The 22,269-nt window shown below is 73.7% G+C and carries 21 protein-coding genes and 1 pseudogene; 9 read left to right on the top strand and 13 right to left on the bottom strand.

The genetic code is table 11. From position 1 onward, the window contains the following. The 6 genes and pseudogenes from ABD350_RS35435 to ABD350_RS35410 all read right to left on the bottom strand — a co-directional run. Positions 1-109, bottom strand: a pseudogene (locus ABD350_RS35435) (lytic transglycosylase domain-containing protein); the annotation flags it as partial. A gap of 347 nt (positions 110-456) precedes the next feature. Next, the gene (locus ABD350_RS35430) at positions 457-1,278 is read right to left on the bottom strand and encodes an ECF transporter S component (protein WP_344353210.1); all 822 of its coding nucleotides are present in this window, start codon (positions 1,276-1,278) and stop codon (positions 457-459) included. Next, positions 1,275-2,948 (bottom strand): ABC transporter ATP-binding protein, encoded by a 1,674-nt coding sequence (locus ABD350_RS35425; protein ID WP_344353209.1) that lies wholly within the window; start codon positions 2,946-2,948, stop codon positions 1,275-1,277. Before ABD350_RS35425 ends, ABD350_RS35430 begins: the two co-directional genes overlap by 4 nt. After that, a complete protein-coding gene (locus tag ABD350_RS35420; protein WP_344353208.1) occupies positions 2,945-4,123 on the bottom strand; it encodes an energy-coupling factor transporter transmembrane component T in 1,179 nt (392 codons plus the stop codon). Before ABD350_RS35420 ends, ABD350_RS35425 begins: the two co-directional genes overlap by 4 nt. Further along, entirely contained in the window at positions 4,110-4,784 is a 675-nt protein-coding gene (locus ABD350_RS35415; RefSeq protein WP_344353207.1) for an SCO2322 family protein, read from the bottom strand. Before ABD350_RS35415 ends, ABD350_RS35420 begins: the two co-directional genes overlap by 14 nt. Then, on the bottom strand, positions 4,781-5,989 hold the full coding sequence (locus ABD350_RS35410) for an SCO2321 family membrane protein (RefSeq protein WP_344353206.1): 1,209 nt from the start codon (positions 5,987-5,989) through the stop codon (positions 4,781-4,783). Before ABD350_RS35410 ends, ABD350_RS35415 begins: the two co-directional genes overlap by 4 nt. A gap of 573 nt (positions 5,990-6,562) precedes the next feature. Here ABD350_RS35410 and ABD350_RS35405 point away from each other — a divergent pair. Both ABD350_RS35405 and ABD350_RS35400 read left to right on the top strand, forming a co-directional pair. Continuing rightward, positions 6,563-6,973, top strand: coding sequence for a hypothetical protein (locus ABD350_RS35405; protein WP_344353205.1), 411 nt, complete (start codon positions 6,563-6,565; stop codon positions 6,971-6,973). A 93-nt stretch (positions 6,974-7,066) separates the two neighbouring features. Beyond that, positions 7,067-7,612 carry a hypothetical protein gene (locus ABD350_RS35400; protein WP_344353204.1) on the top strand — a complete coding sequence of 182 codons (546 nt, stop codon included), beginning with the start codon at positions 7,067-7,069 and terminating at the stop codon, positions 7,610-7,612. Between the two features lie 44 nt (positions 7,613-7,656). On the opposite strand, the gene ABD350_RS35395 is transcribed toward ABD350_RS35400, so the two are convergent. After that, positions 7,657-8,694, bottom strand: a complete 1,038-nt coding sequence (locus ABD350_RS35395; RefSeq protein ID WP_344353203.1) for an ATP-grasp domain-containing protein — start codon at positions 8,692-8,694, stop codon at positions 7,657-7,659. Positions 8,695-8,937: 243 nt separating this feature from the next. On the opposite strand from ABD350_RS35395, the gene ABD350_RS35390 reads away from it, so the two are divergent. From ABD350_RS35390 to ABD350_RS35380, 3 genes are read left to right on the top strand one after another with little or no spacing between them, the layout of a single operon-like run. Continuing rightward, positions 8,938-9,531: a helix-turn-helix transcriptional regulator gene (locus tag ABD350_RS35390; protein ID WP_344353202.1), complete on the top strand. Its 594-nt coding sequence runs from the start codon at positions 8,938-8,940 to the stop codon at positions 9,529-9,531. Then, positions 9,524-10,153, top strand: a complete 630-nt coding sequence (locus ABD350_RS35385) for a hypothetical protein (protein WP_344353201.1) — start codon at positions 9,524-9,526, stop codon at positions 10,151-10,153. The genes ABD350_RS35390 and ABD350_RS35385 overlap by 8 nt, the downstream gene beginning before the upstream one ends. Next, the gene (locus tag ABD350_RS35380) at positions 10,153-11,379 is read left to right on the top strand and encodes an MAB_1171c family putative transporter (RefSeq protein WP_344353200.1); all 1,227 of its coding nucleotides are present in this window, start codon (positions 10,153-10,155) and stop codon (positions 11,377-11,379) included. Before ABD350_RS35385 ends, ABD350_RS35380 begins: the two co-directional genes overlap by 1 nt. A gap of 312 nt (positions 11,380-11,691) precedes the next feature. On the opposite strand, the gene ABD350_RS35375 is transcribed toward ABD350_RS35380, so the two are convergent. After that, entirely contained in the window at positions 11,692-12,315 is a 624-nt protein-coding gene (locus ABD350_RS35375; RefSeq protein ID WP_344353199.1) for a TetR family transcriptional regulator, read from the bottom strand. 220 nt (positions 12,316-12,535) lie between these two features. Here ABD350_RS35375 and ABD350_RS35370 point away from each other — a divergent pair, with 220 nt between their 5' ends. The 3 genes from ABD350_RS35370 to ABD350_RS35360 are packed head-to-tail and all read left to right on the top strand — an operon-like array spanning position 12,536 to position 15,842. Next, on the top strand, positions 12,536-14,035 hold the full coding sequence (locus ABD350_RS35370; protein ID WP_344353198.1) for a glycosyltransferase family 4 protein: 1,500 nt from the start codon (positions 12,536-12,538) through the stop codon (positions 14,033-14,035). Further along, positions 14,029-14,775 carry a class I SAM-dependent methyltransferase gene (locus ABD350_RS35365; RefSeq protein WP_344353197.1) on the top strand — a complete coding sequence of 249 codons (747 nt, stop codon included), beginning with the start codon at positions 14,029-14,031 and terminating at the stop codon, positions 14,773-14,775. Before ABD350_RS35370 ends, ABD350_RS35365 begins: the two co-directional genes overlap by 7 nt. Further along, the gene (locus tag ABD350_RS35360) at positions 14,772-15,842 is read left to right on the top strand and encodes a prenyltransferase/squalene oxidase repeat-containing protein (protein WP_344353196.1); all 1,071 of its coding nucleotides are present in this window, start codon (positions 14,772-14,774) and stop codon (positions 15,840-15,842) included. Before ABD350_RS35365 ends, ABD350_RS35360 begins: the two co-directional genes overlap by 4 nt. Positions 15,843-15,873: 31 nt before the next feature. Here ABD350_RS35360 and ABD350_RS35355 read toward each other — a convergent pair whose 3' ends face one another. Continuing rightward, positions 15,874-16,167 (bottom strand): hypothetical protein, encoded by a 294-nt coding sequence (locus ABD350_RS35355; RefSeq protein WP_344353195.1) that lies wholly within the window; start codon positions 16,165-16,167, stop codon positions 15,874-15,876. Between the two features lie 228 nt (positions 16,168-16,395). Between ABD350_RS35355 and ABD350_RS35350 the strand changes: the two genes are divergently transcribed. Beyond that, positions 16,396-16,968 carry a hypothetical protein gene (locus ABD350_RS35350; RefSeq protein WP_344353194.1) on the top strand — a complete coding sequence of 191 codons (573 nt, stop codon included), beginning with the start codon at positions 16,396-16,398 and terminating at the stop codon, positions 16,966-16,968. Positions 16,969-17,135: 167 nt separating this feature from the next. On the opposite strand, the gene ABD350_RS35345 is transcribed toward ABD350_RS35350, so the two are convergent. From ABD350_RS35345 to ABD350_RS35330, 4 genes are all read right to left on the bottom strand, one after another. Further along, positions 17,136-17,966, bottom strand: coding sequence for a DUF5336 domain-containing protein (locus ABD350_RS35345; RefSeq protein ID WP_344353193.1), 831 nt, complete (start codon positions 17,964-17,966; stop codon positions 17,136-17,138). Between the two features lie 83 nt (positions 17,967-18,049). Then, positions 18,050-19,036: an N-acetylmuramoyl-L-alanine amidase gene (locus ABD350_RS35340; RefSeq protein WP_344353192.1), complete on the bottom strand. Its 987-nt coding sequence runs from the start codon at positions 19,034-19,036 to the stop codon at positions 18,050-18,052. 22 nt (positions 19,037-19,058) lie between these two features. Further along, a complete protein-coding gene (locus tag ABD350_RS35335; RefSeq protein WP_344353191.1) occupies positions 19,059-19,712 on the bottom strand; it encodes a class I SAM-dependent methyltransferase in 654 nt (217 codons plus the stop codon). A gap of 482 nt (positions 19,713-20,194) precedes the next feature. Next, a complete protein-coding gene (locus ABD350_RS35330; RefSeq protein ID WP_344353190.1) occupies positions 20,195-21,940 on the bottom strand; it encodes an MFS transporter in 1,746 nt (581 codons plus the stop codon). Positions 21,941-22,269: the final 329 nt, after the last annotated feature.

Raw genomic sequence — 22,269 nt, 5'->3', positions numbered from 1 at the left:
CGTGAGCCGGAGCGGCGGTGAGTGCCATGCCGGCGGTGGCGGCGGCCACGGCGGCGGTGGTGAGGACCTTCTTCGGGGAAGCGATGCGGCGGATGATGGAGACGGTCACGAAGTACCTCTTGCGTTCGGGGGTGGGGGATCGCCCGCATGGGGTGGGCCACGGGAGGTGGCCGGCATGCGTCGGCGCCGCGGCCCGCTGCGGGGCTCGTGGCGCCTGGCGACGTCATCCAGATAAGCAGGCCCGAAAGGTGCCCGCAATGACCCCCTTTACTAGTGGTGGCCGGATTCGTGAGGGATGCGAAGTATGTGGCGTGGGTCTCAATCCGCAGGTCAGGCGGGGTGCGGGAAGGGGGGAATCGGGCAAAAGGGTCTACGGGGTCGGGTCGTAGGTGACGTGCGTCATGTGGGGTCCTTCACCGACTCGCTCACGCCTCGGGCCTGGATTCCTGCGGAGGGTCACCGTCCGGGGCCCTCGAATGTGACCGCGGTCTCGAAGGCGGCCCGGCGGGTGGCGCGGCGCAGCGCCCGCAGCACCGCCGGACCGAGCGCCAGGGTGAGGACGACCGTGCACAGGGCCCGGCCCAGGTCCCAGCCGAGGGACGTGGCCGTGCAGTACGCGAGGAAACGGGCCAGGTTGGCGGCGACCGGGTCCCCGGCGACGAAGGAGATGCCCGAGGCCCCGCCGCCCATGAAGGGCCAGCCGGCCAGGTTCATCACCGTGCCGTAGGCGAACGCGGCCAGGAAGCCGTAGACCGCGAGCAGCAGCAGCTCCGCCCGGCCGCGCAGCCGCACCGGGCCCGGGAGCAGACCGGCGCCCATGGTGAACCAGCCCATCGCCAGCATCTGGAACGGCAGCCACGGCCCGACCCCGCCCGTGAGCAGCGCGGACGCGAACATCGTCACCGAGCCCAGGGTGAAGCCGAAACCCGGGCCGAGCACCCGGCCGCTCAGCACCATCAGGAAGAACATCGGCTCCAGGCCCGCCGTACCGGCGCCGATCGGCCGCAGCGCCGCGCCCGTCGCCGCCAGGACGCCCAGCATCGCCACGGCCTTCGGACCCAGGTCGGACTCCGAGATCGTCGCCGCGACCACCGCGACCAGCAGGAGCAGCAGGCCCGCGAAGAGCCAGGGGGCGTCCTGGGCGTGGGCGCTCAGCTGCGAGCGGGGCGGGGCGAGGAAGGGCCAGCAGAAGGCGACCAGGCCGACGGCGCCGGTGAGGGCGAGGGCGGCGAGGGAGCGGGGCCCCAGGCGGACGGCGTGCGGGCGGGTACGGCTCATGCCAGGGCCTCGCGGACCTCGGAGACGGTCAGCCAGCGCTGGGGGGCCAGGATCTTCGTCACCTGCGGGGCGAAGGAAGGGGAGGAGACGACGATCTCGGCCATCGGGCCGTCGGCGATCACCTCGCCCTCGGCCAGCAGCACCACGCGGTGCGCCAGCTCGGCGGCCAGTTCCACGTCGTGGGTCGCCAGCACGATCGCGTGTCCCTCGGCGGCGAGTGAGCGCAGTACGCGGACCAGGCGGGCCTTGGCCGCGTAGTCCAGGCCGCGGGTCGGCTCGTCCAGCAGGAGCAGGGGCGGGCGGGCGGTGAGCACCACGGCCAGCGCGAGCGCCAGGCGCTGGCCCTCGGAGAGGTCACGGGGGTGGGTGTCGTCGGTGATGTCCGCAAGCAGCTCGGCGACGAGGGCGCGGCAGGTGCCGGGGGTGGCGCCCGCGTCCTTGTCGGCGGCGGCGCACTCCGCCGCGACCGTGTCGGCGTACAGGAGGTCCCGGGGGTCCTGGGGGACCAGACCCACCTGGCGGATCAGGGCGGGGGGCCGGGTGCGGTGGGGGGTGAGACCGCCGACGGTGACCGTGCCGGTGGTGGGCGCGAGCAGGCCGACGAGGGTGTTCAGCAGGGTGGACTTGCCGGCGCCGTTGCGGCCCATGAGGGCGATGGTCTCGCCCTGGGAGATGGTCAGGTCTATGTGGCGCAGGGCCTGGGTGGTGTCCCGGCGGAGGGAGAGGGAGTGGATTCGGGCGAGGTGGGACCGCGGTTGCGGTTGCGGTTGCCGGGGGGACGGGCGGCGGAACAGGGAGCGGAGCCCGGTGCCGGTGCGGGCCGGGGGCGGGGTCGCGGCTACGTGGGGCCGAGCGTCGGCCAGGCGGGCCCGTAGGGGAGCGGCCCGGCGGCGGGCGTCCCTGATCGTCAGGGGGAGGGGGGTCCAGCCGGCCAGGCGGCCCAGGGCGATCACCGGGGGGTGGACCGGGGAGACCGCCATGACCTCGGAGGGGGGCCCCGTGACGGGGGCGGCGCCCGGGGACGGCAGGAGGACCATGCGGTCGGCGTACTGGATCACCCGCTCCAGGCGGTGCTCGGCCATGAGGACCGTCGTGCCGAGGTCGTGCACCAGGCGCTGGAGGACGGCCAGCACCTCCTCTGCCGCCGCCGGGTCGAGCGCGGAGGTCGGCTCGTCCAGGACCAGTACCCGGGGGTGCGGGGTGAGGACCGAGCCGATGGCGACCCGCTGCCGCTGCCCGCCGGAGAGGGTGGCGATGGGACGGTGGCGCAGACCGGCCAGGCCCAGCAGGTCCAGGGTCTCCTCCACCCGGCGCCGCATCACCTCCGGGGCGAGCCCCAGGGACTCCATGCCGTAGGCGAGTTCGTCCTCCACGGTGTCCGTCACGAAGTGCGCGAGCGGATCCTGGCCCACCGTGCCGACCACGTCGGCCAGTTCGCGCGGCTGATGGGTACGGGTGTCCCGGCCGGCCACCGTCACGCGCCCGCGCAGGGTGCCGCCGGTGAAGTGCGGGACCAGTCCGCTGACCGCGCCCAGCACGGTGGACTTGCCGACCCCGGAGGGACCGGCGAGCAGGACCAGTTCGCCCTCGGGCACCTCGAAGTCGACGCCTGCCACGGTGGGTCCGGCGGCGCCCTCGTACGTGACGCTGACATCCTCGAAGCGGATCACGACGGCTCCCTGGGGACGACGAAGGCGGGCAGCAGGGCGAGCAGGACGGCCGCGGCGGGCCACAGCGGAAGGGTGGGGGCGACCAGGGGGACGACACCGGGGTGCAGGGCCTCGGGATCGCGGACCGAGGCCAGCGTCAGCAGCGCGGCCACGGCGGCGCCGGAACCGGTGACCAGCCAGGCGTGCGCCCCCCAGGGGTCGGGACGGTACCGGGTGCGCGGGGTGCGCCGGCCGCCCAGCCGCAGCCCGGCGAGCGCGGCGACGACACCGGCGAGGAGGACGGGAAGCCCGTAGGTGCCGCCTTCGGCGGTCAGCAGTCCGTACGTGCCCGCGCAGACGCCGAGCAGGCCGCCGAGGGTGAGGGCGGCGGTGGTACGGCGGACGGGGGCGGGGACCTCGGCGGTACGGCCGTAGCCGCGGGCCTCCATCGCGGCGGCGAGCGCGACCGAGCGTTCCAGCGCGCCCTCCAGGACCGGCAGTCCGACCTGGAGCAGGCCGCGCAGGCCCCGGTCGGGACGGCCGCGCAGGCGGCGGGCGGCGCGCAGGCGGCGGACGTCGGCGATCAGGTGGGGGGCGAAGGTGAGGGCGACGACCACGGCCACGCCCGTCTCGTACAGGGCGCCGGGCAGGGACTTGAGCAGGCGGGTGGGGCTGGCGAGGGCGTTCGCGGCGCCGACGCAGACGAGGAGGGTGGCGAGTTTCAGGCCGTCGTAGGCGGCGAAGAGCACGGCCTCGGCGGTCACCCGGCCGCCGAGGCGGATGCCCTGCGCCCAGTGCGGGAGGGGGACTTCGGGGAGGGTGAGGAGGGTGTGCGTACCGGGGATGGGGGAGCCGAGCGCCACCGCGAACAGGACGCGGATGACGACGACGGCGAGGGCGAGGCGGACGAACGCGGTGTAGGAGCGGGCCCAGGGGGCGGGGGAGCGGTGCGTCGCCACGACATAGCCGGAGGCCGCGAGGAGGAGGGCGAGGAGGAGGGGGTTGGTGGTCCGGGTGGCGGCGACACCGAGGGATATCGCCCACAGCCACCAGGCACCGGGGTGAAGGGTGGCGCGGGACCGGGCGGGGGTGGTCTTCGACGGACGGGGCTGCGACTTTCTGAGGGCGCGGGGTACCGCGCGACCGGCCACGGCGTTGCCGCGGTCGCGGGACGGGCCGGGGTCACCCGGACGCATTGCGCCGCCGTCGGGACTGCCATATCGCCGCGCCCGCCAGCAGGGCCACCACCCCCGCGCCGATCGGCAGGCCGAGGGACGGGCCGGAGCCGGAGCCCGAGGACTCGGCGGAGCCGGAGGAGCCGGACTCGGGCGCGGCGGCGGTGGGCTCGCGGTCCGTGGAGACCTGCTCGCCGCACCCCTTGCGCGGGTAGCCCGCGATGGCGCACAGCAGGGCGTTGGTGTCGTAGCGCAGCGGCCCCGCCACCGCGGCGAGGGCGTCCGCGCCGGACGCGTCGGACGGCACCCGCGCGCACACGGCCCGGCGCTCCGGCGGGGTCTCGCCGGACGGCGCGTCCGCGGGCGCGCCGAAGTCGATGACGAGGGCCACCCGCTTGGTCCCGGACTTCGCCGGTGTGTCCGCGCAGATCGTGTCGAAGTCCGCCGTACCGCGCGGCCGGCTCGCGTCCGCGGAGTCTGCGCTCACGGCGAACCGGAAACCCTGCACCGTACCGTCGTCGGGCCGGACGGAGGCCGGGCCCTGTGTCGCGTACGTCCAGTGGTCGCCGGTGCGCTCCCAGAAGGACCAGTAGCGGTAGCCGGTCGCGCCGGCCCGCCCGGCGCAGGCGAGGAGCAGCAGCGCGGCGACGAGCACCGGCGCGGCACGGCGGACGGCGGTCACGGCTGCTGCTTCTTCCGGCCGCTGATCAGGAACCCGACACCGATGCTCGCGACGAGGCAGACGCCGAAGACCCACCAGCCCCAGTTCCTGGACTCCTTCTTCTCCTTCTCCTCCTCCGGCTGCTGACCGGAGGTGTCCATCCGCGGCGCCGGGCCCTGCGCGTTGAGGGCGCGGACCAGACTGGTGCCGTTGAAGTCGCCCGGCTGCTCGCCGAGGGCGTGGGCGGCCAGGATCAGCTGGGCGTAGGCGGCGGGGCCGCTCTGCTCCGCCCACGGGCTGGCGTTCTTCTCCAGCCAGGCGTAGGCCTTGCGGGCCGGTTCGGTACGGCCGTCCGCGGCGAGCGCGACGACGGCGTCCGCGGTGTTGCCGAAGTCGGGCTGGGCCTTGGCACCGGGCAGGGTGGACTGGAGGTGGCCGGTCTTGGCGACGGCCGCCGCGAGGTAGGCGCCGGCGTTGTCGGCGACCTGGGTGCGGGAGGTGGCCTTGACGCAGGTGTCCTCGGCGGGGGCCTGGCCGGCGCGGGCCACGAAGCCCTTGCCGAGCGCGCCGAGCAGACCGGCCGCGGTGGCGTCGGCGTTGGGCAGCAGCTCGCTCTTCTTGTCCGGCTGGAAGGCGAGGGCGCCGCCGCCGTCCTGGTCGCAGGGGATGGACCAGGCGGGCAGGGCGTCGTAGGCGGACTTGCCGGACGTGCGCACGGACGCCGGGTCGGTGCCGGCGGCGGCGAGGGCGCCGATGACCACGGAGGTGGAGTTGGTGTCGCTGGGGTCGCCCGGGTAGTAGCTCCAGCCGCCGTCCTTGTTCTGGACGGACTTCAGCCAGTTCACGGCCTTCTCCACCACGCCGCCGTGCCCGCCGGTCGCGGCGAGCGCCTGGACGGCGGCGGCCGTGCTGTTGGTGTCCGGCTTGAGCTTGTCGTCGCAGGGCTTGTCGGGGGCGGCCCGGAAGGCGGCGAAGGAGCCGTTCGCGCACTGCTGGCCGGTCAGCCAGTCCACGGCGGCGGGGGCGGGCTTGTAGCCGAGCGTCCGCTGCGCGACCAGCGTCAGCGACTGCCGCCACACGCCGTCGTACGTCGGGTCACCCTTGCCGTACAGCCCGGAGGGGACCGTGGCCTCGGCGGACGGGGACGGGTCGGCGGCCGTGGCGGGCGCGGCGGCGGCCAGCACGCCTACGGCGGCGAGAGCCGCGGCACTGCGGCGGACGTTCATGGTCGGCGACTGCCTCTCCTGCGGGGAGCCGGGCAGCACGCGGGTGACATCCCGGGCGGCTCGGCTCCGTCAACCTCGACGGTGCCGTGCGCGGCGGACCACCGGCGCACGCGAGCCGTCAGCGACCCGGCGGGGGCGCTCCCGCCCGCTCCGGCGGGGCCGGTGACGCGGCGAAGACACCGCCGGAATTGCACCGGCTTTCCCCCGTACGGGTGTGACGACCCCGCCACTTTACCGGCCGCTCCGCGCGGGCCCGGCGGTGGCCGTGGGCAGGTGCCGGCCGGCGGCGGGCGGGAGCGTACGCGCGGAAAACAGGCCACCGGGAAACGCCGCGCGGGAGGGGGGCGGCATGTCCGCAGTGTCGTTGTGTGTCACCGTTTCTCCGGTTTGCCGCCGTATCGGCCTTGTGGCGATCGTTTCCGGGTGGTGTGTGATCGAGAACGGGACTGGCGGGGGCGGGGGCCGGGCCGCGAGGATGTCCGAGAGCGGGCGATTGGGCGGGCCCGGACCGGCGCAGTGCTCTTTGCGGACCCCTCTTCATGACCGTGCGAGGGCGGAGAGCACGGAGGAACCATGGACCTGTTCGACCTGCGCCGGACCCCCTTCCACCTGCACACCAAGCTCGACAACCTGGCGATCGGCTTCGAGGGCGGCAAGGTGACGGTGGGCGGGAAACCCGGCCGCTGGCTGCTGGAGCCCGTACCCGAGCCGGACACCTTCAGGATCCACAGCTTCGAGGACCCGTCCCTTGCCTGGAACGCGCTGGAGGGCATGTCCCCCGTGCAGGTCGCCCTGCTGCCGCCCATCACGCCCAGGGAGTCGCACTTCCGTTTCGCCCCGGTCGCGGGCGAGGAGGACACGTACGAGATCCTGCACGGCCCGGACAAGGGGGTCTCGGTCTACCTGCCCGACGAGACCGGACAGCAGCCCCTGACCCTCCTGGGCGCCCCGAGCGCGTACCGCATCCTGGTCACCCTCGCCTGAAGGCGGACGCACGGCACCCGTGTCTCTCCGGCCCCGCAAGGGAGTTGGTCGACACGCCGTATAAAGTCGGCGGATCACTACGAGGGGGGCCTCATGCGGAACCGGCGTGTCCGGCGGACGGCGATCGTCGCCACAGTGGTCGCGGCCTGTCTGCTGTCCTGTTCCACCGACGCGGACGACACCCCGCGAGGCGCCGGGACGCGGGACACCTCCCGTTCCTCGGCCGCCCCGGCTCCGGCGGCTCCGACGGCTCCTGCGGACACCGGGACGCAGGAGCCCCCCGCCGCCGATCCCGCCACCACCCCGGCCCCTCCCGCGTCCCCGGGGCCGGAACGGGTCCGCGACGCCTTCGCCGGCCTCCAGGCCACGCTCGACGACACGTGCACACCAGGGGCGGGAGACTGCGCGTACTTCCTGGGCAGGGTCCACGAGGAACTGATGGGCCTCGACGCGGCGATGAAGGCGGACCCCAAGGGACCGGGCCACTTCCCCGAGCCCCTCGCGTGGATCAAGGACCTCCGCGCCACCCTCGGCGGCGACACCTCCACGGAGAACCTGGAGGCCCACCGCACCGAGCTGATCGGCGTCCGCGACCGGATCAACAGCTGGATGCAGGGCCACCCCGACGACTACCGCTGAGCGCGAGCCGGGCGGCCGGGACGGCGGCGAACCGGTGACGGGCGCTAGGCCGCGTGGGTGTGGGGGGCCGGGTGGACCGTGGCGGTGAGGTGGTGGGACATGTGGCGGAGGGCTCGCACGCACTGCGCCGGGGTGTCGGCCGTGGCCACCCAGTGGGCCAGGCGGTCGGTGACCGCGGCGTGAGGGGCCGCGGTGACCGGGTCGCCGGGGCGGCGGGTGAGGACCATGCGTTCGGCGGACGGTTCGCGCGCGGCGGCGGGATCCAGGTGGAGGTGGGTGAGGCGGCCGGTCACGGTGGGGTAGGCGAACTGGACGGCGGCGGCTCGCTGCCGGGTGGGGGTGACGTCGGGCAGTCCCCCGGTGGCCAGTGTCGCGGCGGCCCCGGCCAGGTCGACCCCGGTGGCCCGTTCCACCAGCAGCGGGATCAGGTCGTCGGGTGGGCACGGGGTCACGCCCAGGACGCGGGGGCCGCGGGCGGTCAGCCGTAGCGTGATGTGCGCGACGGTGTGGGTGAGGCGCAGGGCCTCCACGGCCCGCTCCACGCACTGGCGCAGGAAGCGGTTGTGCAGCAGGCCGTCGTGGGCGTGGACACTGTGCCGCAGGGGGCGGCACGCGGGCGGCGGGCCCGGCGTCGTACGGGTGAGCGCGACGATGCGTACCTCGTCGTCCAGGACGACGGTCTCGGCCGACACCGGTTCCCCCTCGGTGTCCGCCCCGTCCGCCGTCGGCACCCGGTGCCGCTCCAGCAGCGCCCGCAACGCCACCGGATCGGCGCACGTCACGGCCGTCTCGTACGGCAGGCCCGGTAAGCCGAGCCGGGCGGCGAGACGCGCGGCCGCGGGCACACACTCCGGGGACCAGGCCAGTACGCCGCCGGGGGAGTAGCCCCGTAACGCCCCGGCCGTCCGTTCCACGTCGTCCGGGTCCGCCGGCAGGCGGGCGGTCACATAAGGGCGGGCCCACCAGGCGGGCGGGAACGGGTCGACCAGGAGGACCGGGCGGGCCGCGGCGACGCGCGCCAGCGGGAACTCGCCGCAGATCTCCCCCCGGCCGGCCCCGAGGAGCACGACGGGCTGGGCCATGGGCCTGGACCTTCCTCGGGGGGAAGGCGATCAGGAGCGCCCCGGGTGCCGCTCCCCCATAGGCGGCACCCGAGGCGGGTCGGATCTTGCTCTCCGTGCAGTGATCCTCACCCACCGCGCCCTGAACTGTCAACGATAGCTGCGTAATTGCGCAGGGAGTCTTGTCAGATCTGGCCGCCGACGGGGCAAGCTAGTAGCCTCGCGCCAGCCAGCGAACGGAAAGACACGCCCAGGGGGGACTCGGTGAGTGACGCCTACGCCGCGCTGGCCGAAGTGCTGGACCGGCTCGGCGAGTTGACCGGCAGGCCCGGCAGGCTGCCGGAGGCCCTCGACGTGGCCGGCCTCTCCTACCGCACCGGCATCCCCGTGGGCGTCGTCGTGGACCTCCTCTCCGGCGGCCGGGCCGGCGAGGCCTGCCTCGCCCACCGGGTGCGCCAGCGACTGGACTTCATCCGGGAGACCCGGCGCCGCCCCGACGGCAAGCGGTACTCCCTGGACGAACTGGCCCGGATCGCCGGAACCAGCAGGCAGTGGCTGAGCGAATGGCGCAAAAGCGGCATGCCCAGCCTGGAACACGCCGACCGGCTGCGCCGCTTCTTCGGCCTGCCCGCCGGCTTCTTCACGGCCGACGAACCGGAGGCGCTGTGCGAGGCGCTGCAACCGGTGCTGCAGAGTCTGGAGGCCGAGGCCGACCCGCTGCTCAGACTGCGCGAGTGCGGCCTGATCCGGCTGGCCGCCCGGGCCCCGCAGATGAACGCCCGGCAGCTGTCCACCCTGGCCGACCTGGCCGAGATGATCATCGCCTCGGAGAAGGCGGGGGACACCGGGCGTGCCTGAACAGTCCGCCAACACCCCGAGGCCCCAGCGGACTTCCCGGTCGGCGAAGCACCCGCGGCCCTTCCGCTCCCCGAAGCGCTTCCTCGACCGGCTCGTGCGCGAGACGGTCCGCACCCTCACCCCGCCGACCACCCCCGAGGCGTTCCTGCACGCGCTGTGCGCCACCCTCGGCCCCCACCTGGACCGCCCCGTCAAGCTGCGGTTCGTCGCCTTCCCGCCGGGCCTGGACATCTCCGGGATCACCCTGGCCCGCGAGGAGGACTACATCGTCGTGGTCGAGCAACGCGCCCCCGACCCGCACAAGTTCGTCATCGCCGGGCACGAGATCGGCCACATCCACCACGGCACCCTGGACGTGCACTACGCCCCCGGACTGCCCGCCGCCGCCCGCCGGCTGCTGTCCCGCGCCGACGACGACATCCCCTGGGACCGGGTGGTCGCCATGGCCACCCGGTCGCCCGCCGCCGAGGCCGCCGAGGCCGAGTGGGAGGCCGAGGAGTGGGGGCTGCGCCTCGCGGCGAAGTTCTCCAAGGTCGTCGGACCGGGCGCGGCCGGCCGGATGACCCAGGACACCCTCACCGACCGGCTGTCCTCCTCGCTGGGCAACATAGGCGGCCCCTGATGCGCTGGGACATCGCCGGTTCCTGGATCTCCTACGCCGTCCCGGCCGTCCTGTTCGCCGTCGCCTTCGTGATCAAACTGCCGCTGCTGCGGCGCGCCTGGCAGGACCCGATCCTGCGCGCCACCGCCGTACTGCTCGGCCTCGGCACACTCGTCTTCGTCTCGCTGCCGCCGGCCAACCTGCACCGCATCAACGTCCTCACCGGCGTCCCCAACTTCGCTGCCCTGTGGGTGTGTTCCCTCGCCACCGCCTACTGCGGGGCCTGCCTGTGGCTCATCATCACCTGGCGGGAGCCGCCGTCCGCCGCGCGCCGCCGGCGCACCCGCCAGGTCGGGATGGCGTACGCCGCCGTCGTCGCCGGGCTGTGCGTGACGTTCCTGCTGGCCGACCGCGACGTGGAGCGGCTGCGCGACCTCGACACCTACTACGCCGGCACGCCGTGGATGCGCGAGTTCATCCTGCTCTACGTCGTCGCCCACCTGGCGTCCGCGCTGGTCGCCGCCGGGCTGCTGCGGGCCTGGTACCGGGAGGTCGCCGACACCTGGCTGCGCCGCGCGGTGATCTTCCTCCAGGAGGCCTACGCCCTCGGGCTCTTCTTCGACTTCGCCAAGCTCGTGGCGATCGGCGGGCGGTGGAGCGGCCGGAACTGGGACTGGCTGTCGACCTACGCGGCACCGCCGTTCGGCATCGCCGAGGCGGCCCTGGTGGCCGTCGCCTTCATCGTCGGGCAGGCCGGTCCGGTGCTGGCGGAGCGGCGGCGCCTGGTCCGCGACCACCGGCGGCTGAAGCCGCTGTGGCAGACCATGCTCACCATCACCCCGCCCGCCGCGCCCGCCACCGGCCGGGTCAGCGGCGCCGCCCTGCGCCTGGAACTGCGCCGGGCCACCATCAACGACGGCCTCCTCAAGCTGGGCCCGTACCTGAGCGCGTCCCGGCGGGAGCGGATACGGAGCGCGGCGACGGAGGCGGGCTACCCGGAGTCGGTCGCGCGGGGCATCGCGGGGGCGGTGGACCTCCGGTTCGCCGCGGCGGCGCTGCACGCGCCCGACGACCCCGAACGCCCGGACCCCGACGCCGAGTTCACCGCGTTCCCCTGCGCCCCCGACAGCGAACTGGAGAACGTCTCGCACGCGCTGCGCAACCACGAGGCGGCGATAGAGCGGTTCCACCGGCAGGCGCTGGCCGCGGAAGGCCTCGGCGTACGGGACCTGAGCGCCCCGGCCTGACCTCCGCCCGCCGTCCCGCACGCCCCGTGGCGGCCGTTGGTAAATGGTGGAAATTGGGCGGTTCCGTCAGGAGTTATCCGGTATATCCTGATATCAGCCTACGGGGCGAGTGAGGGAGTCCGACCGGAGTAGCCGACTCAGGCGAGACGCGAAGAGCATCCGCCCGGGCCGACAGCGACGGTAGGGCTGAGAGGTCGGAAGGCAGCGAAGCCGGACGACGACCCCCATTACCTGATCCGGACCATACCGGCGAAGGGAACCCGTCTCGTAGGTCCTTTCGTGCCTGCCCCCTGCTCCATGCCCCCGCAGCTGTCAGGAACGCGCGGTGGCCGGATCCGTCAGGTCGATCAGCCGGCACACCGTCTCGATGTCGACCCTCACCTGGGCGATCGAGGCGCGGCCGGACAGCCAGGTGATCAGCGCCGAGTGCCACGTGTGCTCGATGACCCGGACCACGGACAGCTGCTCGGGGGTGGGATCCGCCAAGCCCATCGCGTCCAGGATGATCGCGGTCGTCTGCCGGGAGACCTGGTCGACCTCCGGCGAGACGCTGCGGTCGGCGAAGGTGAGCGCGCGGACCATCGCGTCGGCCAGGTGCGGCTCCCGCTGGAGCGCGCGGAAGGCGCGCATCAGGGTCTCCGCGACCCGCTCGGCGGCCGTGGCGCCCGCCGGGGGCCTCTTGCGCAGCGTGCCGTGCATGTGCTCCAGCTGGTCCTGCATGGTGGCCACCAGCAGATGCACCTTGGACGGGAAGTAGCGGTACAGCGTGCCCAGCGCCACCTGCGAGGACTCGGCCACCTCGCGCATCTGCACGGCGTCGAAGCCACCCCGGCCGGCGAGCCGCGCGCTGGCGTGCAGGATCCTGCGGCGGCGGGCCTCCTGCCGCTCGGTGAGGGGTGGCGCGGCCGGGCGCGAGGTGCTGGCTTCCGCAGGCATGGGTCCCGTTCCGTGACAGTCGGTGAGGGGGTCTGTAGGGCTCGTGACCGGCCGGCACGGCAGGGCCGCGCGCCGTGGCGCGAATCACCCGATCCACTGCTCGCAGCGCCCCTACCTGCCGGTAGATTCGGAGCCTCTTGAACGATCAAGTCTGAAACTTGTTCTAGATTAGCGTCCCGTCGTAGTCTCGCGGGACAGTGCAGGCAGAAGGGGGCACGGAGTGACCGCTGAGGCCCGGGAAGCGGGTGCCGACCAGGAACCCGCTGCCGACGGCGGGCGACCGCTCGACATCGCCCTCCTCACCTACAAGGGGAACCCGTTCTGCGGGGGACAGGGCGTCTACGTACGGCACCTCTCACGCGAACTGGCCCGCCTCGGGCACCGCGTCGAGGTCATCGGCTCCCAGCCCTACCCCGTGCTGGACGAGGGCTACCCGAACCTCACCCTCACCGAGCTGCCCAGCCTCGACCTGTACCGCCAGCCCGACCCCTTCCGCACCCCGAAGCGGGACGAGTACCGCGACTGGATCGACGCCCTCGAAGTCGCCACCATGTGGACCGGCGGCTTCCCCGAGCCGCTGACCTTCTCGCTGCGCGCCCGCCACCACCTGCGCGCCCGGCGCGGCGAGTTCGACGTCGTCCACGACAACCAGACCCTGGGCTACGGCCTGCTGGGCGACATCGGCGCCCCCCTGGTCACCACGGTCCACCACCCCATCACCGTGGACCGGCAACTGGAGCTGGACGCGGCCCGGACCTGGCAGCGCCGCTACTCGGTGCGTCGCTGGTACGCCTTCACCCGGATGCAGAAGCGCGTCGCCCGCCGGCTGCCCTCCGTCCTCACCGTCTCCGGCAGCTCCCGCCAGGAGATCGTGGACCACCTCGGGGTCCGCCGCGACCGGGTCCACGTCGTCCACATCGGCGCCGACACCGACCTGTTCGCGCCCGATCCCGCCGTCGCCGAGGTGCCGGGCCGCATCGTCACCACCTCCAGCGCGGACGTGCCGCTCAAGGGGCTCGTGTTCCTCGTGGAGGCGCTCGCCAAGGTGCGCGCCGAACACCCCGCCGCCCACCTCGTCGTCGTCGGCAAACGCCCCACCGAGGGCCCGGTCGCGCAGGCGATCGAGCGGTACGGCCTCGCCGGCGCCGTCGACTTCGTCAAGGGCATCTCCGACGCCGAACTGGTCGACCTGATCCGCTCCGCCGAGGTGGCCTGCGTGCCCTCCCTCTACGAGGGCTTCTCGCTGCCCGCCGCCGAGGCCATGGCCACCGGCACCCCGCTGGTCGCCACCACCGGCGGGGCGATCCCCGAGGTCGCCGGCCGCGACGGCGAGACCTGCCTGGCCGTACCGCCCGGCGACGCGGACGCGCTGGCCGCCGCGCTGAACCGGCTCCTCGACGACCCCGGGCTGCGGGCCCGGCTCGGCGAGGCGGGCCGCGAACGGGTGCTGGCGAACTTCACCTGGGCCCGCGCCGCCGAGGGCACCGTGGCCCACTACCGCGAGGCCATCGCCCGCGCCGCCCGCACGGGGCACCCCGCCCGCCCCGCGGCCCCCGGCCGCCCCCAGGCTCGAACCGGCCCGCGCGGGGGGACCCCCACCGCGGCCCCCGTTCCCGGCCGCTCCGCGGCCCCGGCGAGCGTCGCGGCCCCGCCCAGCGCCGCGTCCGCGACCTCGACGAGTGACACCAGCGTCTCCTCCGAAAGCAGGGCCACGTGCTGACCGTCGACTTCTCCCGGTTCCCGCTCGCCCCGGGCGACCGCGTCCTGGACCTCGGCTGCGGGGCCGGCCGGCACGCCTTCGAGTGCTACCGGCGAGGCGCCCGGGTCGTGGCCGTGGACCGCAACGGCGAGGAGATCCGCGAGGTCGCCAAGTGGTTCGCGGCGATGAAGGAGGCCGGCGAGGCCCCCGAGGGCGCCACCGCCACCGCCATGGAGGGCGACGCCCTCGCCCTGCCGTTCCCCGACGAGTCCTTCGACGTCGTCATCATCTCCGAGGTGATGGAGCACATCCCCGACGACAAGGGCGTGCTCGCCGAGATGGTCCGCGTGCTCAAGCCCGGCGGCCGGATCGCCGTCACCGTGCCGCGCTACGGCCCCGAGAAGGTCTGCTGGGCCCTGTCCGACGCCTACCACGAGGTCGAGGGCGGCCACATCCGCATCTACAAGGCCGACGAGCTGACCGCCAAGCTCCGCGAGGCGGGCCTGAAGCCCTACGGCAGCCACCACGCCCACGCCCTGCACGCCCCCTACTGGTGGCTGAAGTGCGCCTTCGGCGTCGACAACGACAAGGCGCTGCCGGTGCGCGCGTACCACAAGCTGCTGGTCTGGGACATCATGAAGAAGCCCTTCGCCACCCGGCTCGCCGAACAGGCGCTCAACCCGCTGATCGGCAAGAGCTTCGTGGTCTACGCGACCAAGCCGCACCTCCCCTCGCTCGGCGCAGAGGCGGACGCCAGGTGACCACCCCCCGGACAGAACACCTCGTCCTGCCCGGGGTCCTCACCGCCGAGCAGGCCGCCGCGACCGTCGCCGGCATCCTCGCCGGACAGCGGGAGGACGGCGCCATCCCGTGGTTCCGCGGCCACCACCTCGACCCCTGGGACCACACCGAGGCCGCCATGGCCCTGGACGCGGCCGGCGAACACGAGGCCGCCGAGCGCGCCTACACCTGGCTGGCCCGGCACCAGAACGAGGACGGCTCCTGGTACGCCGCCTACGCCGACGGCGCCCACGACCACGTCACCGACACCGCCCGCGAGTCCAACTTCGTCGCCTACATAGCCGTCGGCGTCTGGCACCACTACCTCTCCACGGGAGACGACACCTTCCTGGACCGGATGTGGCCGACCGTCTACGCGGCCGTCGAGTGGGTGCTGCGGCTCCAGCAGCCCGGCGGACAGATCGGCTGGCGCCGCGAGGACGACGGCACGCCCACCGCCGACGCCCTGCTCACCGGCAGCTCCTCCATCCACCACGCGCTGCGCTGCGCGCTCGCCATCGCCGAGCAGCGCGAGGAGCCGCAGCCCGACTGGGAGCTGGCCGCCGGGGCGCTGCGGCACGCGATCCGCCGGCACCCCGAGCGCTTCCTGGACAAGGGCCGCTACTCGATGGACTGGTACTACCCGGTCCTCGGCGGCGCCCTGACCGGAGCGGAGGCCAAGGACCGGATCGAGGAGGGCTGGGACCGGTTCGTCGTGCCCGGCCTCGGCGTGCGCTGCGTGGACCCCAACCCCTGGGTGACCGGCGGCGAGTCCAGCGAACTCGCGCTGGCCCTGTGGGCGGTCGGCGAGTCCGACCGGGCCCTGGAGATCCTCCAGTCCATCCAGCACCTGCGCGACCCCGCGACCGGCCTCTACTGGACGGGCTATGTCTTCGAGGACGACGCGATCTGGCCTCGTGAGCTGACCACCTGGACGGCGGGCTCGCTGCTGCTGGCCGTGGCCGCGCTGGGCGGCCACGAGGCCACCTGCGCGGTCTTCGGCGGCGAGCACCTGCCGGCCGGCCTGGACCCGGACTGCTGCGCCTGACCGGCACGGGCACCGGCACCGGGCACACGGCTCAGTGCCGGTGTATTCGGCGGGCTATCGCGTGGCCGGCGAACAGATAGACCACGGCGGCCAGGCCGTAGCCGGCGACCACGCGGGCCCAGGCCTCGTCGAAGGTGAACAGGTCGTGCGACCACCCCGCCAGCCAGGAGGCCGCGTCGTGCACGAACCTGACCAGGTCGTTGGCCCGGTTCGCCTCCAGCAGGTACATCAGGATCCACAGGCCGAGGATCAGCGCCGCGACGTCGGCGACGATCGCGACGACCCGTCCGGCCTGGTTCGCACCGTTGCGATATCGAGTGGACATACTTTCCGGATTGCCGGACTGCGGGCCCTGTAACCCCGGAGAAGACCCCGACGGGCCCCGGAGACGCCCCCGACCCGACCCGGACGGCGACCGGCCCCCCCCCGAGCGACCGGCCCCGCCCTCCGACGGTGTCCTCCGATGGCGTCCCCCGAGTGGCGCATCCGGTCGCCCCGGGCGAACCTGCCGGAGGAACCAGACCGCTCGGGGAGGACACGTTGGGAGGACCTCGTGCCCGTACCGATACGGCGCCTCTTCGTGGCGCTCACCCTGTGCTGCGCCCTGGTGGCCGGCGCCACCGCCTGCGGAAGCGGTGAACAGAGCAGGACGAAGGACACCGCGGCGGCGGCCAAGGCCGTACCCGCCGCCGACAGTCCCAGCCCCACCACGTCCGCCGAACGCCAGAAGTTCGCCAAGACCCGGTTCGTGGCGAACGCGGGCCTCGCCGCCGGCGCGACCTACCAGTGGATCGTGAAGCCCTGGAAGGCGGGCAAGTTCAAGAAGGGAGCCAAGGGCCGCAGGCTGGCCCTGGTCAAGGCGGGCGCGGCCGGCCTCTTCGCCTACAACCGGCTCAAGGCCGCCCAGCGCAACGCCCAGGGCGATCCGACGCTCTCCAAGGCCCTCGCCCCGCTCGGCGCCGGCATCGAGGCCCTGAAGGGCCTGTCGGGCAAGCTCCGCAAGGGCGACGAGAGCGCGGCCGGCCCGTTCGACGACCTCATCGGCCAGATCAAGGACGCGGGCCGCAGCGCGGGCGCACCGATCAAGGAACAGGTGCCGACGGCCGCCGAGCTGACGAAGAGCTAGCCGTTCGGCTCGGCCGGCACCCGCGGGGTGCGGCCGGCACCCGCGGGGTGTGCGGGCCCGGGGACAGGACCGGCAGGTCCGTCACGCACCGGTCCCGCGCGCCCCGGCTCACGACAGCGGCCCCCCGCCCGGAGGGCGAGGGGCCGGCACGTCATGGGGACTTCGGCTCAGCCGCGCTGGATGCCGGTGGTGTCCTGGAGCACGCCACGGCGGCCGTCCTGGGTCTGCGCGACCAGCGCGGTACCGCGCTGCTCGACGGCCAGGTACCAGGTGCCCGGCGCGAGTTCGGCGATCTGGTTCGCCGAACCGTCCTCCGCGAACAGCGGACGGGTCACCGGCACGGCGAACCAGAACGGCGAGAAGTCCGCGGCCGGCGGCTGCGCGGCCGGAGCGCCCTGCGCGGCCGGCTGCGGCTGCTGTCCGTACGGCTGACCCGGCTGCGGCTGGGCACCGTACGGCTGCTGCGGCTGGGCGCCCGGGTAGCCGTAGCCACCGGGCGGCTGGGCGCCGTAGGGCTGCGGGGCCGGCGGCTTCGGCGCCGGGATCAGGGAGGCCTGGAGGGCGGGGACGAGCGGGGTGGCGATGGCGGCGGCGGCCATCACCAGCGTGGCGATCAGGGCCAGGATCAGGCCCGTGCCGGCATCGGGGGACCGGTCGGAGCCCTCGCCGATGTTGTCCAGACCGCCGATGGGGTCGATGACGTTGCCCAGTGCGCTCCAGGCGGCGAAGACGGCGAACGCCACGCCGAACACGCCGAGTTCCAGACCCGCGATCTTGCGGGGCTGCGGCAGGCCGCGGCTCACGACGATGAGCGCCGCGCCGATGATGCCCGCCAGTACGACGCCCAGCAGGACCGGTCCGCTCTCCCAGAGGTTCGGCAGGTCGACGCTGTCGGGCAGCCCGTCGTACGAGTAGTTGTCGAGGAACGACGCGATGAACAGCACCACCGCTGCTCCGATCACCACGCCGTCGCCTCTAGTGAGGGAGCGGATATTCACTTCAGGTCCTTCGTAGGTCGTCTCGTCGTCGGTAGACACTACAGTCCGCAAGATCGGGCTGTCCGGCCGGTTATGGCCGCCGGTCACGAATCGCGCAGGAAACTCACGATTCCCTCAGAGATCCCTTGCGCCGCCCGCTGCCGCCAGGTTCCGCTGGTCAGCAGGGCCGCGTCCGTGTTATCGCGCATGTTGCCGCACTCGATGAACACCTTGGGAACCGTTGACAGATTGAGACCACCCAGATCCGTCCGCGTGACCAGACCCGTGCCGCCGCCGACGTAGTTGGCGGGCGGCTCACCGGTCTCGCGGAGGTAGGTGCCCGCGACCCGCACCCCCAGCTCGTGCGAGGGGCCGACGATGGGACGGGTGTCCGCCGCGCCGGCGTGCACGGACCCCGGCAGGATGACGTGGAAGCCCCGGTTGCCGGCGTCGGAGCCGTCGGCGTGCAGGGAGATCGCCGCGTCCGCGTGCGCGGCGTTGCCGATCCGGGCCCGCTCGTCCACGCACGGCCCCCAGGGCGGGGTGTCGCCGTCGTGGGTCAGTTTCACCGTGGCGCCCTCCCGCTCCAGCAGGTCCCGCAGCCGGTGCGCCAGGTCGAGCGTGAACCGCGCCTCCGTATAACCGTCGTTGGTGGACGTCCCGGTGGTGTCGCACTCCTTGGAATTGGTGCCGATGTCCACCTGGCGATTGATCTCCGCCGTGTGCCGGAAGTTGCCCGGGTTGTGCCCGGGGTCGATGACGACGACCTTCCCCTGGAGCGCACCGGAACCGCTCGAAGGGGCGGAGGGCGAGCCGGAGACCTTGCCGTCGTCGCCCCGGGAGGCCGCCGGGGCGGGAGCGGAGGAGGCCGTTCGGGAGGCGGACGAGGCGGACGCGGCGGACGCGGAGGACGCGGAGGACGCGGACGAGGCCGTACGGACCTCGCCGTCCGAACCCCCGTCGCCCAGCGCCTCGTACACCCCCCAGCCGAGCAGGGCGCCGGGCACCAGCGCGGCGAGCGCCACGGTCAGCGGGCCGCGGCGGGGCCGGCGGGGCTGCGGGGATTCGAATTCCGGGCCTGTGTACGACACGTCTGCGACTCTAACCGGGGCCTCAGATTCCCGCCCCCGCTCGCCGCAGCACGCGCAGCGAACCGGTGGCGGCGACCTCGGTGAACGCCCCGGAATCCAGGGCGCGCAGGTACACCCGGTAGGGGGCCTGGCCCGTGAACTCGTCCTCGGGGTGCGGGAAGACGTCGTGGATGACCAGCAGGCCGCCCACGGCGACGTGCGGGGCCCAGCCCTCGTAGTCGGCGCCGGCGTGCTCGTCCGTGTGGCCGCCGTCGACGAACACGAGGCCGAGCGGGGAGTTCCACAGGGCGGCGATCTGCGGGGAGCGGCCGACGAGGGCGACGACGTGCTCCTCCAGCCCCGCGCGGCGCAGGGTACGGCGGAACAGCGGCAGCGTGTCCATCAGCCCGGTCTCGGGGTCGACCGTCTCCGGGTCGTGGTAGTCCCAGCCGGGCTGCTGCTCCTCGCTGCCCCGGTGGTGGTCGACGGTCAGCGCGGTGACCCCGGCCTGCCGGGCCGCGTCGGCCAGCAGGATCGTGGAGCGCCCGCAGTAGGTCCCGACCTCCAGCAACGGCAGCCCGAGCCGCCCCGCCTCCACCGCCGCCGCGTACAGGGCCAGCCCTTCGTCCAGGGGCATGAACCCCTTGGCCGCCTCGAACGCGGCCAGGATCTCGGGCTTGGGGGTGGGGCTGGACATGGATTCCTCTCGACCGCACGACTGTCCGAACCCCGCTTATGCTGCCGCACCCCCGGCCACATGGCTGACGGGGGGTGCGGCCGCACCCCGAAAGGGGCGCGGGGAACTACGCGAACGGCCACGGCGGGCGGGGGGTCGCGAGGTGTCGGGGGCCACCGGGCTCTGCGTGCTCACAGCGGCTGGCGGCTTCCCGTAGGGGTGCGTGGGGGTGTTGTGGCGACCAGCGGCCACGGGCGGGCGGGTGGTCGCGAGCGGCGGGGGCCACCGGGCTCTGCGTGCTCACAGCGGCTGGCGGCTTCCCGTAGGGGTGCGTGGGGGTGTTGTGCCGACCAGCCGCCACGGGCGGGCTGCCGGGAGCGGGCGGGGGCCACCGGGCTTTTCGCGCTTACAGCGTCCGGTACCCCGCAGGACCTGCGTGACCGGTCATCACCGACCCGCGGCCGGCGACCCCGCAGCGCCCCTCCCGAGCCCGAGCTCTGTTCTTAGGCGGTCACGGCCTCCCCCGGCAGGGAGAGGTCCAGGTCGACAGCCCGCTCCTCCCCGGAATGCGTCGCGGAAGAGGCGAGCGGCCCATGGCCGGAGGCCTTCGCGGCGAGGACGTACGCCCCCTGCGCCGGCACGGCCAGCGCATACCGCCCCTCCTCGTCGGAGACGGTCGCCCCCGCCTGCCGCCCCCGCCGGTCGATCAGCGTGACCTTCGCGCGGGCCACCGGGGCACCGTCGGCCCCCAGCACCCGCCCCCGGAAGCCCCGCAGCACCTCTTCGGCCCGCTCCAGCGAGGCGTCCTCCTCGCTGCTGGCCCGCAGTTGCGTGTGCTGCTGCGCCGGCCGGGGGCTCTTCGGCAGGAAGAGCGCCAGCAGCAGACCGACGGCCACCGCCGCCGTGGCGATCAGGAAGGACACCCGGAAACCGTGCATGGTCGGGATCGCGACCCCGCCGACATTGTTCGCGGTGTTGGCCAGCACCATGCCGACGACGGCGCTCGACACCGACGTGCCGATGGACCGCATCAGTGTGTTCAGCCCGTTGGCCGCACCGGTCTCGGACGCCGGGACCGCGCCCACGATCAGCGCGGGCAGCGAGGAGTAGGCGAGGCCGATGCCCGCGCCGAGGATGACGGACGTGACGATCGTCTGCCAGGCCGCGTCCATCAGGCCGAGCCCGCCGCCGTAGCCGATCGCGATGATCAGCAGGCCGATGATCAGGGTGACCTTGGGGCCGTAGCGGGCGGACAGGCGCGCGTACACCGGCGCGGTGAACATCATCGTCAGGCCCAGCGGGGCCACGCACAGGCCCGCGACGACCATCGACTGGCCGAGGCCGTACCCGGTCGCGGTGGGCAGCTGGAGCAGCTGGGGCAGGACGAGCGACACGACGTAGAACGCGACGCCGACCATGATCGACGCCAGGTTGGTGAACAGGACCGCCGGACGGGCGGTGGTGCGCAGGTCGACCAGCGGCGCCTGGACGCGCAGCTCGAACAGGCCCCACATGACCAGGACGACGACGGCCGCGGCGAACAGGCCCAGCGTGGTGCCCGAGGACCAGCCCCAGTCGCTGCCCTTGGTGATGGGCAGCAGGAGCAGCACCAGACCGGTGGACAGACCCAGCGCGCCGACCAGGTCGAACGAGCCCTGCGCGCGCATCGGGGACTCGGGTACGACCAGGAGGGTGAGCAGGATGGCGAGCGCGCCGAGACCGGCGGCGCCGTAGAACAGCGCGTGCCAGTCGGTGTGCTGGGCGACCAGGGCCGCGGCGGGCAGCGCGAGGCCGCCGCCGACGCCGATCGAGGAGCTCATCAGGGCCATCGCCGAGCCGAGTCGCTCGCGCGGCAGCATGTCCCGCATCAGGCCGATGCCCAGCGGTATCGCGCCCATGGCGAAGCCCTGGAGGGTACGGCCGACGATCATGGTGATCAGCTCGCTGGTGAACGCGCTGACCAGGGCGCCGATCACCATCACGGCCAGGCTCAGGACGAGCATCCGGCGCTTGCCGTAGAGGTCGCCGAGCCGGCCCATGATCGGCGTGGCCACGGCGCCGGACAGCAGAGTGGAGGTGAGGACCCAGGTGGCGTTGCTGGGCGCGGTGTCCAGCAGCTGCGGCAGGTCCTTGATGACCGGCACGAGCAGCGTCTGCATCACCGCGACGACGATGCCCGCGAACGCGAGCACCGGGACCACCGCGCCGCCCGCTCTCCGGGTGGGCTGGTCGGTCGTCGTGTCTGTCATGGAGTGAGGCCTTCCACGTGTCATAAGTGCCAGGTAAACCTCGTATGCACAGGCAACTATTCCGTTGCTTCGGGCCTCTAATGAAATCTTGACCGATCCATGGGTTTCTGACTTCTCGTCAGATGTCGGCGACGGTCGCCCCGTCCGCGGATGTACGGAAACGGGCAGTACGAATGTCCCGGCCCGCCGCACCGCGCCGGCAACACGTCAGGAGCCTTCACACCTGTGGAGTGCTCGGCTATACAGAGGACGCCGGTCTGGAACGCGTTCCAGACCGGCGCGCAGCGACCCCGGTGCGGCCGACGGTGCGGACGTCCGCGCCGGGGTCT

Origin of the sequence: Streptomyces nogalater, from assembly GCF_039532885.1 — a bacterium.
Classification (GTDB): domain Bacteria; phylum Actinomycetota; class Actinomycetes; order Streptomycetales; family Streptomycetaceae; genus Streptomyces; species Streptomyces nogalater.
The sequence above is the reverse complement of the archived record's forward strand: the minus strand, read 5'-3'. Positions and strand labels throughout refer to the sequence as shown.